The sequence below is a fragment of the Actinomadura rubrisoli genome (assembly GCF_004349215.1).
Lineage (GTDB): Bacteria > Actinomycetota > Actinomycetes > Streptosporangiales > Streptosporangiaceae > Spirillospora > Spirillospora rubrisoli.
The window spans coordinates 1-12522 of the sequence record NZ_SMKU01000276.1 but is presented as its reverse complement, the minus strand read 5'-3'; the positions used below and the strand labels follow the sequence as shown (position 1 = coordinate 12522).

General features: G+C 76.0%; 15 protein-coding genes. 7 read left to right on the top strand and 8 right to left on the bottom strand.

Annotation, left to right across the window (positions count from 1 at the left end; translation table 11 throughout):
• The 7 genes from E1298_RS35075 to E1298_RS35045 form a co-directional block, all read right to left on the bottom strand.
• On the bottom strand, positions 1–422 hold a 422-nt coding region (locus tag E1298_RS35075; protein WP_207945018.1), incomplete at its 3' end, for a hypothetical protein.
• A 37-nt stretch (positions 423–459) separates the two neighbouring features.
• The gene (locus E1298_RS35070) at positions 460–651 is read right to left on the bottom strand and encodes a hypothetical protein (RefSeq protein ID WP_131901046.1); all 192 of its coding nucleotides are present in this window, start codon (positions 649–651) and stop codon (positions 460–462) included.
• A 192-nt stretch (positions 652–843) separates the two neighbouring features.
• Entirely contained in the window at positions 844–1764 is a 921-nt protein-coding gene (locus E1298_RS35065; RefSeq protein ID WP_207945019.1) for a 4-(cytidine 5'-diphospho)-2-C-methyl-D-erythritol kinase, read from the bottom strand.
• A 100-nt stretch (positions 1765–1864) separates the two neighbouring features.
• A complete protein-coding gene (locus tag E1298_RS35060) occupies positions 1865–3049 on the bottom strand; it encodes a glycoside hydrolase family 26 protein (protein WP_243725997.1) in 1185 nt (394 codons plus the stop codon).
• Positions 2943–3977: a 16S rRNA (adenine(1518)-N(6)/adenine(1519)-N(6))-dimethyltransferase RsmA gene (gene rsmA, locus E1298_RS35055; RefSeq protein ID WP_131901042.1), complete on the bottom strand. Its 1035-nt coding sequence runs from the start codon at positions 3975–3977 to the stop codon at positions 2943–2945. Before rsmA ends, E1298_RS35060 begins: the two co-directional genes overlap by 107 nt.
• 18 nt (positions 3978–3995) lie before the next feature.
• Positions 3996–4820 carry a resuscitation-promoting factor gene (locus E1298_RS35050; protein WP_131901040.1) on the bottom strand — a complete coding sequence of 275 codons (825 nt, stop codon included), beginning with the start codon at positions 4818–4820 and terminating at the stop codon, positions 3996–3998.
• 165 nt (positions 4821–4985) lie between these two features.
• Positions 4986–5720: an FHA domain-containing protein gene (locus E1298_RS35045; protein WP_207945017.1), complete on the bottom strand. Its 735-nt coding sequence runs from the start codon at positions 5718–5720 to the stop codon at positions 4986–4988.
• A gap of 228 nt (positions 5721–5948) precedes the next feature.
• On the opposite strand from E1298_RS35045, the gene E1298_RS35040 reads away from it, so the two are divergent.
• Positions 5949–7352, top strand: a complete 1404-nt coding sequence (locus E1298_RS35040) for an NB-ARC domain-containing protein (RefSeq protein WP_131901038.1) — start codon at positions 5949–5951, stop codon at positions 7350–7352.
• On the opposite strand, the gene E1298_RS35035 is transcribed toward E1298_RS35040, so the two are convergent.
• On the bottom strand, positions 7277–8338 hold the full coding sequence (locus E1298_RS35035; protein ID WP_131901037.1) for a phosphotransferase: 1062 nt from the start codon (positions 8336–8338) through the stop codon (positions 7277–7279). The two genes, E1298_RS35040 and E1298_RS35035, sit on opposite strands and share 76 nt — an antisense overlap.
• 185 nt (positions 8339–8523) lie before the next feature.
• Here E1298_RS35035 and E1298_RS35030 point away from each other — a divergent pair, with 185 nt between their 5' ends.
• From E1298_RS35030 to E1298_RS35005, 6 genes are all read left to right on the top strand, one after another.
• Positions 8524–8703 (top strand): hypothetical protein, encoded by a 180-nt coding sequence (locus tag E1298_RS35030; RefSeq protein WP_131901035.1) that lies wholly within the window; start codon positions 8524–8526, stop codon positions 8701–8703.
• Between the two features lie 73 nt (positions 8704–8776).
• Positions 8777–9247: a lasso peptide biosynthesis protein gene (locus E1298_RS35025; protein ID WP_131901033.1), complete on the top strand. Its 471-nt coding sequence runs from the start codon at positions 8777–8779 to the stop codon at positions 9245–9247.
• On the top strand, positions 9244–10752 hold the full coding sequence (locus E1298_RS35020; protein WP_131901031.1) for a hypothetical protein: 1509 nt from the start codon (positions 9244–9246) through the stop codon (positions 10750–10752). Before E1298_RS35025 ends, E1298_RS35020 begins: the two co-directional genes overlap by 4 nt.
• Positions 10749–10979 carry an actinodefensin-associated protein B gene (gene adfB, locus E1298_RS35015; RefSeq protein WP_131901029.1) on the top strand — a complete coding sequence of 77 codons (231 nt, stop codon included), beginning with the start codon at positions 10749–10751 and terminating at the stop codon, positions 10977–10979. The genes E1298_RS35020 and adfB overlap by 4 nt, the downstream gene beginning before the upstream one ends.
• A 3-nt stretch (positions 10980–10982) precedes the next feature.
• Positions 10983–11777, top strand: a complete 795-nt coding sequence (locus E1298_RS35010; protein ID WP_131901027.1) for a hypothetical protein — start codon at positions 10983–10985, stop codon at positions 11775–11777.
• Positions 11767–12522, top strand: a 756-nt coding sequence (locus E1298_RS35005) for a hypothetical protein (protein ID WP_131901025.1), incomplete at its 3' end; no start/stop codon positions are given. The genes E1298_RS35010 and E1298_RS35005, both read left to right, overlap by 11 nt.

Here is a 12522-nt window from a genome sequence, read left to right as displayed (position 1 = left end):
GGGCTCGCCGGACCGGACGGGTCGGACGGGTCCGACGGCGGATCGGGAGAGGGGTCCGACGGGTCGGCGGGGGGCGCCGACGGGTCCGGCGTCGGACCGGGCGAACCGTACGAACCCGGCGAACCGGACGCGCCTGCGGGGTCGTGGGGCGGCTGTGGCGGCCCGTATCCCGGCGGGCCCGGCTGCGGCCCGTACCCGGGACCAGGCGGCGGCCCGTACCCCGGGCCTCCCGGCGGGCCGTACCCAGGCCCTCCCGGCGGGCCGTACTCGGGGCCGGTCGGCGGGACGTAGCCGGGAGGCCGATACCCCTGGGCGCCGGCGCGGTCCCGGTTCGCGTTCACGACGACGATGACGATCGCGGTCGGGACGGCGATCACGAGCAGCAGGACGATCAGGATGATGAGGAGCGCCAGGATGCTCACGTTCGGGCCTCACAGTTCCTCGCGCGGACCAGCGGGATCACGGGACGGCGGGGGGAGGCGTGGGGCCGCCCTCCGTCCGCGACATCAGGGCGGTGCCCGCCTGACGGGACGCGGCGACCGAATCCGGGGCGTCCCGCCGGATGGCCCGGTCGCGGCGCACGGCCAGCCCGACGAGTGTGACCATCATCGCGATGGCCACGATACCCAGCAGCCCGGACAGATACGTCATCTCTCCACCTCGTCCGCGGAATCGGCGTCACGGTTCAGACGCCCGGCCGCGGCCCGGAGTTTGCTTGCATGACAAGCGCACGTAGTGTGACGCCGCGACGCCAGTGTGACGCCATGGGCCCATTGTGACGCGTTCCGGTCACCCTATGGCGCACCTTCGCCACTGTCAGCCATAATCAAGAGAGCCTGCGGGCTAGAGGACCGTGGCGCCCGGGACGGGGCCCGCGGCGACGACGATCTGCTCGGCGACGCCGGCGCCGTCGAGGTCGGCGGCGAGGTCGGCCGCGTGCTCCTCGTTCGCGACGAGGAACGCGCACGTGGGTCCCGAGCCCGACACGACCGCGCCGACGGCGCCGAGGTCCCGTCCGGTGGCGAGGGTCCGGCGCAGGGACGGGCGGAGGGCGAGCGCGGCGGGCTGGAGGTCGTTCACGAGCGCGGCGCCGAGGGTCTTGGCGTCGCCGGTGGCGAGGGCGGTCATCAGGTCCTCGGAGACGCGGGGCCAGGCCGCGGGGCGCTCCCCGGCCTCGCGGAGCCGGTCGCATTCGGCGTAGACGGCGGGCGTGGACAGGCCGCCGTCCGCCGTCGCGAACACCCAGTGGAAGGTGCCGCGGGACAGGGCCGGGGTGAGCCGCTCGCCCCGCCCGACGCCGATCGCGGTGCCGCCGAGGAGGGCGAAGGGGACGTCGCTGCCGAGTTCGGCGCCGAGCTCCAGCAGGTCGTCGCGGGTGAGGACGGGCCTGTCCCGGTCGTCCCACAGCCGGGCGCAGGCGACCAGCGCGGCGGCGGCGTCGGCGCTGCCGCCCGCCATCCCGCCGGCGACCGGGATGGCCTTGCGGATCCGCAGCGCCACGCCGGGTTCGACGCCGAGCCGTCCGGCGACGAGCCGGGCCGCCCTGGCCGCGAGGTTGCCGCCATCGGTGGGGACGCCGCCGATCGCCACCCGGGAGTGCGGGGCGGCCTCGACGCTCACCTCCAGCCCGGCGGCGGGCGCGGCGGTCACCTCGTCGAACAGCGACACGGCGTGGAACACGTTGACGAGGTCGTGGTAGCCGTCGTCCCTGATCGGGCCCACGCTGAGCTGGAGGTTGACCTTCGCGGGGACGCGTACGCTCACTGAGGTCACGTCAACGAAGCGTACGGGACCGCGGGCGCCCCCACCGACACGGGCGGCCGGCGAGGGGTCCGTGAGAGGCCCGCCCGGGGACCGGCCGGGGTCAGCCGCCGCTCGTCACCGGGAGGTTCCGGGGGTTGAAGTAGGGGGTGGTCGCGAGCTCCCGGAGGGCGGAGACGGCGCGCTTGTCGCCGGCGACCGAGAAGGAGCGGCGGTCGTCGCGGGGGTCCTCGGCCTGCTCGTCGGAGTTGAAGTAGACGACGGCCTTGACCTGCGGGTCCTGCATGGCCTTGGCGGCCTCGCGGAGCCACGCGGCGCGGCGCTCGCCGTAGGACTTCGGGACGCCGAACTCGGCGAACATGATGGGCTTCGGACGGTCCCGCGCCCAGTGCATGAACAGCTTCACGGCCTCGGACAGGTCGCGGTAGTCGTAGTCGCCGCCCGGCTGGGCGTCGGCGCAGATCCAGTCGACCTCGTCGTCGCCCGGGTAGAACGAGCCGGCGTTGCCGGAGCCGAAGCCCCGCGCGGTCGGGCACCAGACCCAGGCGACGTTGTCGACCTTCTCCCGCTTGAAGATCGCGCGCATGTGCTTCCAGGCCGCGATGAAGTCGGCCGCCGAGTGGACGCGCTTGTCCGAGCTGGACTTGTCCATGTCCCGCGACCAGCGCAGGAAGATCGGCTTGCCGGTGGCCTTGATGGCGCGGGCGCGCGTGCGGATCAGGTCGTCCTGGGTGCCCTTGACGATCTCCTTGGTGTCGCCACCGCCCCAGCTGAGCAGCAGGTAGCGGTTGCCGCCGAGGACGGAGGTGTCGATGTCGGCGGGGAACGGCGACTTCCAGCCCCGGTAGCTCTGGACGATGTCGAGCTGCCGGCCGAGGTCGCGCTCGAAGCCGACGATCGGCCCCATGCCGGGCTTGTCCGCGTCCTTACCGGTGGGTTTGGCGGACGGGCTCCTCGTCCCGGACGGGCTTCCCGAGCCGCTCCCGGACGGGCCCTCCGGCTCGTCGTCCTCGGACGGGGACCCGGACGGCGACCCGGAGGGCGATCCGGACCGGGACGACGCCGGCCCGCCCTCGCCCTCGGCGGGCACCCAGGCGCCGAAGTAGGCGCCCTTCGCCGGCGGCGTGGGGGCGACGCCGGCCCGCGCGGTCGTCGTGATCTTGGGTGCAGCGCCGGCGCCGCTACCGCAGCCCGCCGCGGCGGCCACGGCGACCAGGGCCGCCACCGCCAGGATCGGCGCCCCTGGGGGCACCCCCGCCCGCGCCGTCCGCGAACGCGCCTTCACCATCGCCCTCCGATGCTTCCCGCTGTGCCGCGCCCCCCGGAGCAGTGACCGGGGGGCCAGGGGGCTCACCACCCCAGACTGAAGGACCATACTCGGCAATACGGGCGAAGGCGGCCACGTCCAGCGCTTCGCCCCGGGCCCGCGGGTCGACATCGGCGGCGCGCAGGGCCCGCTCGGCCGCCGCCGGGGATCCGGCCCAGCCCGCCAGCGCCGCGCGCAGCGTCTTGCGGCGCTGCGCGAACGCGGCGTCGACCACGGCGAACACCGCCTCGCGCGTCGCGGCGGTGGGGGGCGGGTCGCCGCGGGTGAACGCGACGAGCCCGGAGTCGACGTTCGGCGCGGGCCAGAACACCGCGCGTCCGATGGCCCCCGCCCGCCGGGCCTCGCCGTACCAGGCGAGCTTGACCGATGGCACGCCGTAGGTCCTGGAGCCGGGCGCGGCGACCATCCGGTCGGCGACCTCGGCCTGGACCATGACCAGGGCGCGGCGCAGCGACGGCAGCGCGGCCAGCAGGTGCAGGACGACGGGGACGGCGACGTTGTAGGGGAGGTTCGCGACGAGCGCGGTCGGCTGGGGCCCGGGCAGCCGTGTGAGCTTCATCGCGTCGGCGTGGACGACCTCCAGCCGCCCGGCCGCCCCGGGGGCGCGGGCAGCGGCCGTGGCGGGCAGTTCGGCGGCCAGCGCACGGTCGATCTCGACCGCGACGACGCGGCTCGCGGCGGGCAGCAGCGCCAGCGTCAGCGAGCCGAGGCCGGGCCCGACCTCGATGACGACGTCGTCCGGGCGCAGGTCGGCGGCGCGGACGATCCGCCGGACGGTGTTGGCGTCGATGACGAAGTTCTGCCCGAGCGCCTTGGTGGGCCTGATGCCGAGCCGCGCCGCCAGGTCCCGCACGTCCGCCGGTCCGAGCAGCCCTTGAGTCTCCCCCACGGGGTCAGTCTCTCAGGCTCAGGAGAACAGGAAGCGCCCGCAGTTGGGCCACTGCCCCTGCCAGCGGCCGTTCACCTTGTTGTAGAGCAGTTGCGCCCGGTAGGTCTGCTCGCCCGGGCTGGCGTCGGACGGTTTGCCGGACCCGCCCACGGACGCCCATGACGACAGCGAGAACTGGTAGAGGCCGTAGTACCCGGTCGGGTTGACGGCCTTCGGGTTGTTGTTGGACTCGCAGTTGGCGAGGCCCCGCCAGTTGAGGCGGGCGGCCGAGCCTCCCCCGCCCGACCGCGGCCCGACGGCGACGACGCGGGCGACGGGCTTGCGCTTGACCTTCTCGGAGATGACGGCCTTGACCTTCTTGCCCTTGCGCCGGACGAGCGCGATCCGCACGATCTTCAGGCCCGGCCTGCCCTTGCGCAGTTCCTTCTCGTTCCAGGGCGGCACCGACGCGCTCTTCTTCCTGATCGTCGGCGCGGACGTCCGGACCAGCTTGGTGACGGGCGCCGACAGCAGCCGCACCACCTTGATCGTCTTGCCGGCGGGCGCCTCGCGCGGCGGCGCCACCAGGTCGTGCGGGCCGAGCCGGATCTTGGCCTGGTCGAGCACCTGCTGGACGGTGGTGCCCGTGGTCATGGTCTCGGTCTTCTTCTTGTCGACCATGATGACGATCTTGCGGGGGGCCGGGGCGCTGGTCTTCGGGGCGTCGGCGACGGGCGCGGCGGCGCCCGCCTTGCCGCCGGATCCGCCGGATCCGCCGCCGCATCCGGCCGCCAGCGCCGAGGTCGCCAGCAGCGCCGTCGCCAGCAGGACGGGGACCGCTGGGGTCGTGGGGACTCGACGCACCGTGTTCCTCCAGGGCCGAACGGGCTCGGGGGCGCCCGCTCACCGGGCCAGAGAGTAGGGCCGGCGGGGCGTCCGCCGCCACCTCAACGCCCGACAAAGGTCCCCGGCGGGCCTCAGCCGCGGGCGTGCAGGAGGGCCCTCAGCCGCGGGCGTGCAGGAGGGCCCTCAGCCGCGGGCGTGCAGGAGGGCCAGGTGCTCGTCGCGGACCAGGTTGAACCTCAGGGCCAGCGACACCAGCGCCGCGCGCTGCCAGTCGGCCTTCGCGGCGCGGCCGTCGACCGCGGGCTCCTTGACGCGCAGCTTCGCCGCGGCGAGGTAGTCGATGTGGAAGTTCACCGCCGAGCGGGTGAGGCCGGCGCAGCCGGGGACGCCGGCGAGGCGCTCGATGATCTCCGGGACGGTCGGGAGGACAACGCTGGAGGCGTCCCGGAGCCGGGGTTCGCAGAGCGCGACCAGGACCAGGAAGTACTTGGCGGTGACGTCCAGCGGGAACGGGATCGCGGTCGCGTCGCCGGCGTCGGGCGCGTCCGGGTCGGCGTAGAGCTGGGCGGGCGCGAAGACCAGGAACGACACCGAGCCGGACCCGGCCGGCAGGACGACGCGCGAGAACTCGAACGGCACGGGCATGCGCAGGCGGCGCGGCTGGACCTTGACGAACTCCCCCGCGCCCTCCGGGTTCTCCACGACGTAGGTCGCGGCGCGGCTGAGGTTGGTGATCAGCCAGTGGTCGTCCATCGCCCGGATGCGCCCGGCGAGGCGGGAGACGCCGGGGTCGGCGAGCGGGAGGTCGACGGGCAGGTCGGCGGCGCCGCGCCCGAACGTCAGCTGCGCGCCGGGCGCCAGCTCCCGCGCCGTCTCCCGCGACCGGTCGCCTTCGGCCTGGACGATGATGCCCGGCATGAGGCAAATCTCCTTATTCGGGGCGGGCGGTCGGGACCCTCCACCCTATAACCTTCCAGGTTCCCCTCGGCGCGGCGATTGCGCATGCTTGTTCATTGGCGCCCCATTGTCCTGGGGCCGTCGACACCCCGCGATTATCGAAAATAGCGCGCTCAGGTGAACTCAGCGTGACGTCCGCGCGTCATAGCGGGCGGAACACCGAGGGATCCGAATGGACCGGGGGACTCGATGGAAAACGCTCCCACTCCCCACTGCGCCGCCACGCCGGCGGAATTCATGCTCCGGCTGAGGCAGCTAAAGGAATGGACCGGACTCACCTATCGGCAGCTTGAGGCGCGCGGCAGGCGGCACGGGGACGGCCTGCCGCGCAGCACCCTCGCCGCGACGCTCCGGCGCGGCGGGCTTCCCCGGGAGGAGTTCGTGGAGTCGCTGGTGAAGGCGTGCGGGCAGGATCCGGTCCCCTGGACCGGCGTCCGCAGGCGGCTGGCCGTCCAGTCGATGGCGGACGGCGCGGAGGGTTCCGCCCCGGCGGCCGCCGTCCCGCCCCCGGCACCGGCTCCGGGCGGCGCGTCGTGGGCGGCCGGCGGTGCCGGGGGCCCGGACGCGCCCCATCAGCTGCCCGTGGGCACCGGCGTCCTCGTCGGGCGGGACCGGGAGGTCGCCGAGGTCGCGCGGCTGGCGGGCGGGGACGGCGCGGGGGCGCCGATCGTGGTGGTCAGCGGGCCGCCGGGTGTCGGGAAGTCGGCGCTCGGCGTCCGCGCGGCGCATCTGGCCGCCGCGCGCTTCCCGGACGGGCAGATCTACGTCGACGTGCGGGGCGCCAGCCCGGGGACCGCGCCGCTCACGCCGGTGGAGATCGCGGGGCGGCTGCTGCGGGGCCTGCGCGGGCCGGGCGCGCCCGTGCCCGCGGACGCGGAGGAGGCCGCGGCGCTGCTGCGCAGCGTGCTGGCCGACCGGCGGGTCCTGGTCGTCCTGGACGATGTCGCCTCGGCCGCGCAGGTGCGCCCGCTGGTGCCGTTCGGGCGGCGCTGCGCCGCGCTGATGACCTCGCGGACGTCGCTGACCTCGCTGGACGGCGCCCGGTGCCTGCGGCTAGGGCGCCTCGCGCCGCGCGACGCCGAGACCGTCCTGGAGCGGTTCCTCGGCGCCGAGCGGGTCGCGGCCGAGCCGGACGCGGTGCGGCTGCTGGCGGACCTGTGCGACGGGCTGCCACTGGGGCTGCGGGTCGCGGCGGCGCGGCTGGCGGCGCGTCCCGGATGGCCGCTGGGGGCGCTCGCCGAGCGGCTCAGCGACCCGCGCGGGCGGCTCGACGAGTTCCGGGTGGACGATCTGGAGGTGCGGGCGAGCCTGGCCGTGAGCTTCGACGCCCTGGCCGGCAGCGACGACGCGCAGGCGCGGGCGGCCGCGCGGGCGCTGCCGCTCCTGGCCGACCTGCCGGGCGGGGACGTCCGGCTGCCCGAGGCCGCGGCGCTGCTGCACCTGTCGAGCGAGGAGACGGGCCGGGCGCTGGAGCGGCTGGTGGACGCGAGCCTCGTGGAGAGCCCCGCGCCGGGCGCCTACCGCGTCCCCGACCTGGTCAGGCTGTTCGCGCGGGAGCGCCGCGCCCCGGCGCCCGCCGCGCGGTCGGCCTGAGCGAGGACCGTGCGGAGGTGCTCCTGCACCGCGCCCTGCCGGTGGCGGGCGCGGCGCTCGCCACGGTGCTCGCCACCACGGTGCGCGGCGTCGGCGCGGTGCGCGGCGTCGGCGGTGCCCCACAGCACGGCGTGGCTCACCGCCGCCGGGACGGCCGCGAGCCGCGCCGCCTCGGCGAGCCCGTCGCGGGTGCCGTGCGCGGCCCATCCGTCCAGGTAGGCGTCTCGGACGCGGCGCGGGGCGGACGCGTCGCCGGGCACCGCCGCCCGCACGTCCGCGAGCATGACCTCCAGGGAGAGGAACGGGTGGGACAGCACGCTCTCGGCCCAGTCGAAGATCAGCGGCGGGTCGCCGGGGAGGAAGTTGCCGCGCCAGATGTCGGCGTGGACGACCGTCTCGGGGATGCCGTGCCCGGCCAGCTCCGCGCAGGTCCGCGCGACGGGCGGGACGAGGCGCCGCAGCCGTCGCAGCTCGTCCCGCGTCAGCTCGCGGGGATGCCCGGGCGGCAGCGCCCACGTCCCGGCGGCGTCCAGCAGCTCCCCGAACAGGGCCGGGAGGACGGCCGGCCGGTGATCGGGGAGCCCGGCGCGCTCCAACTCCCCCAGGTGCGCGGCGGCGCGCCGCTGGATGCCGGTGAAGGCCGGGACCATGCCGAGGTAGGCGGGGACGACCTCGTCCGGTGACCCGGGCGCGGGCGGGGGGCCGAAGTCGGCGGTGAGCATCCAGCCGCGCGCGGCGTCGGCGGCCAGCACGTCCGGGACGTGCCCCGGCGACCAGCGGGCCAGCAGCGCGGTCAGCGCGGCCTCGTGCGCGAAGGCCGGGTCGGACTCCTTGAAGTAGGCGAACCCGGCCTCCGTCGGGACGCGGAATTGCCGCGACCACGCCCGCCGGCCGAGCCCGCTGGGCGGCCCGGTGACGCCTATCCCCGCTTCGCGCAGCCGCTCGGCGCACCAGGCCGATGCCGCAGACGACCATTCGGATTCCATCGCTACCTCCCGATTTAATGCTACCTCCGAGGGTCCAGGAAATGGCTTGTCCACTTTCACCTGGACAGGCCGGGACGGACCGGGACAGGACCAATCCCTTGCCGTTCTCCAGAGCGCCGAATAGCGTTCCGAACGTCCGACCGAAAGGCGGGAGAAAAGGCCCGCCCCGTCAGGAAAGAGGGTTCATGTCCGCGACATCGATCACCGCCCGGATCGCCGGAAGCGGGATGCAGCAGCACCTGTACGCCGAGCCCGCCACCGTGGCCGAGTGCCGGATCCCGGGCCAGAGCTGCTGGTGGGACTCCGACTGCTGCAACGAGAGCTACCGCCAGGTCTGCGAGTGGTGGACCTGCCGCTACGTGTGATCCACGCACCGGCGGGCGGGGGCTTCCCCCGCCCGCCGGGCCGTTGCCGTCCGGCCCGACCCCGGGAGACCGAATGCCGACTGTGATCAAGGCCGCGCGGGACGCGCGGGCCTTCCTGCGCCAGGCCAAGGACGCCGGCGGCGCCTACCGCCTGGACCACTGGCCCACCCCGCGCCCCGCCCGACGACCGGCCGCCCGGCGCCTCGTCCGACGACCGGCCGCCCGGCGCCCCGCCGCGGGGCGCCCGGCCCCGGCCCGGCGCCTCGTCCGCACGAACCGCGACGCCAGGACGGCGGTCGCCCGGCTCAGGGTCGTCCAGCGGCTCACGGCCGGGTTCCTCGACCCCGTGGACGACGCGGTGTTCCTCACCGCGGGGCTGCGGGCCCTCGGGCACCCCGCGTCCTTCCACCTCGGCCGCGAGCTGGCCCCGGCGAAGCCGCCCGCGGGCTACTTCCCCTGGGTGCAGTGCGGGGACGAGGTCGTGAGCACGTCCCTGCCCGTCCTGGAGGAGTACATCGAGATCCACCGGGCGGAGGCGCCATGACGACCGCGACCGCGCAGGGCAGGACCGCACCGGCGCGGATGGCGCGCGTCGAGATCGTGGACGGAGAGGTGCGCGCCACCCGTCCGGTGTTCGCGCCCGAGGAGTTCGGCGCGCGCGTCGAGGGCTCGTGGCCCGGGTCGTTCGAGCTGTTCCGCGACCGGCCCGGTTCCGGCGCCCTCTACTACCGCATGGACTACGGGTCGCTCGAATGGGGCCCCGACCTGGCGGAGTTCGCCGCCGGCGCGGAACGGCCCGTCCCGTCCGCCGGAGCGCTGCTGTGCCTGCTCCAAGGCGACGCACCCGCTCCGGACTCCTCGCCTTGGCCGGGCGTGCACCGGCTCGCCGTCGGGACGGCCGTCCGCGTCACCGGCCAGGGCATCACCGTGACGCGGCGCGCCCCGTCCATGACCGCGCGCGGAGACGACCTCGTCCACGCGGTCGGAGCGAGCCTGGACACCCACCGCACCGGCTCCGGGTATGCAATCGCCTACAGCGGTGGGATGGCGTCGGCGTTCCTCGCGGCCGCCGCACTGTCGGCCGGGCACCGCCCCCTCCTCCTCCACGCCGACATCGGCGGTGGCGGCGCGCGGTTCGCGCCGCCCGCCGTCCCGGGCCTGGAGATGGAGAACATCCACGTCGCCCTGGACGAGCTGCTGGCCCCGGGGCCGGTGACGGGCGCCGAGCCGTTGCCGCCCATGCCCGACACCGAGGTCCCCCGGCGCCTCATGGCGGCCCTGCGCGCCGCGGCCGGGGACCGCGTGCTGGTCGGCGGCGGGCTGCTGGAGGACCTGACCTCGGTGAAGCTCCCCGACGTCGACGCGGGCGCGCGCGGATGGCGGCTGCTGGGCTGCGAGCCATTCCACGTCGCCGGGACGCTGCCGTCCCTCGCCGCGGCCCGCGCGCTGCTCGGCAAGGGCGTCGTCTACTCCCCCGACGTCCAGCCGGTGGACGCGCCCGCGCCGCCGTCCCCGACCGGCGCGAGCGCGGTACCGGGGCTGACCGCCGAGGGGCGCGACGCATTCGAGTCGGCGCACCGCGCCACGATGGCGCTCTGGCAGGAGCACCTGGACTTCCTCGATCCGCTCCTCGGCACGGCCGTCGCCGGGCTGGCGGAGCGCGGGGACGGCGGTCTCCGGCTCCCCGCCCTGGACCCCGGCGTCCTCGCGGCGCTGTCCGCGCTGCCGAAGTCGCGGCTCGGCCGGATCAGACGGGGCGCGTTCGAGAGCCACCTGCCGCTGCGCCGCGAGCTGGACCGGCACGGCATCGCGGGCGTCCGGCGCGCGACGCAGGGGTTCTGGCTGAGGCGCGCGGCGGCGTCCTACCTCCACCGCGAGCGGGAGCGGATCATCGCCCGGCTGGAGCGGCGGTGCGCCCTCGCCGACCTCGGCCTGGTCGCGCCGCGCGCGGTCGCCCGCGAGCTGCGGGACGGGCGGGACCTGGCCGGGCGGGCGCTGCCCCTGCTGCGGCTGGTCTGGATGGAGCACTGGCTGGGAGAGACGTCATGAGGATCGCGCCCGGGGTCAACGTCACCCGGCTGCCGCACGGCGGCATCGTCCTGGTGGACGGGACGACCCTCGCCCTCGCCGAGTGCGGCGAGCGGGACGCCGCGCTCGTGGACCGGCTGCTCGCGCGCGGGTTCCCGCGCCGCGGGGAGCCGTGCCCGCCGGAGCTGCGGCGGGTGGCCGAGCAAATGATCGAGTCCGGGTGGCTGCTGCCCGATCGGAGGTCGTGACCGATGTTCTCCACCATCGTCGCCGGGGTGCTCGCGGGTCCTCTCGCGGTCGCGGGCGCCGCGAAGATCCTCACCCCGTCCGGCCGGCTCGCCTGGCCGTTCCGGCGCGGGGTGCTGCGCCCGCCCTGGGGGCCCCGGCTGGCGGGGACCGCCGAGGTCGCCGGGGCCGCGGCCCTGATCGCGCTCCCGGCCAGGCCCGCCGCTGCGGCCGGGCTGGCGGCGTACGCGGCGCTGACCGTGACGGCGTACCGGCTCAAGGGCGAGCGCTGCGCCTGCTTCGGCCCGGCGAGGCTCGCCTCGGTCGGCCGCACGCACCTCGGCGCCAACGCCGCCGGGACCGCGCTCGCCGCGCTCGCCCTCGCGGCCGGTCCCGGCGGCCCCGGCCTGCCCGTCCGCGCCGGGATCGGGGCCGCCGCGAGCGCCGCGACGCTCGGCGCCGTCCTCGCCCTGGACCGGCGGGCCCGCAAGGCCGAGATGACGGCGGCACCCCGGCCGTGCGCCGAGGCGATCACGGGCGTGCGGCTCTACCTCACCGAGGGCTGCCCGTCCTGCCGGGCGCTGAAGCAGCTCCTGGAGACGGTCGAGCCCGCGCGCCGCGAGGCGGTCGCCACCACGCTCATCGGACGCGGCGAGAAACTGCCCGAGCCGCTGAGCGGGATGGGCGTCCCGTGCGCGGTCGGCGTCGGCGCGTCCGGCGAGCCGGTCTGCGCGCCCGCCGAGGGCATCGGCGCGGTCAAGGCGCTCGTCGACACCATCACGGTCCGCACGGCCCCGAAGGCGGCTGCCCATGCCCGCTGAACCCTCCGCGACCGCGTGGCGGCGCCGGGACCCGTCTCCGGACGGGACGTTCTGGGCGACGGTCGAGACACCCGCCCACCCGTCCGTCCGCGAGCACAACCCGGCGGCGCGGCGGTGGCGGGACCTGCTGGTCGACCCCGACCTGGCAGGCCTCGTCCCGGGACGGGCCCGGCCGTCGGCGATCACGTTCGAGTACGCGGACGGGCGGAAGCCCTGGACGCTCCCGCTCCCCGACGTCCTGGCGTCCGCGCTGGCGTGGCATCCGCGGCGCCCCCTGGTCGCGGGGCTCGCCGTCCGGGACCGCCGCGCGCATGTCTGGATCGCCGACCTCGCGGCCAGGACGGTCACCCCGTACGCCGGGCTCCGCGCGGCCGTCTCGTTCACCGGCTACGGCGCTCCCCCAGTGGCCTGGTGCGGGGACGACCGGCTCGCGCTGCTCGTCCCCGCCGGACGCGACCCCGAACCCGCCGTGCCGGACGGGACACCGATCGTGTTCGAAGCAGAGGGCCCCGGGCACGTGACCTTCGACGAGCCGCCCTCCGAACTCGAACATCTCGCGGGAGCCCACCTCGCCATCACCGGCCTCCGCATGGGCGCCGCCCCTAAGACGATCACCCCGCCCCTCCTCGTCCGGAGCCTCGAACCCGAGCAGCCGGACGGCGGGACGCTGCGGCTCAGCATCGGCCGCCACGACGAGGACGCGAACGGCCTGCGCTGGACGGACGTCCTCGTGAACTCCGGCATC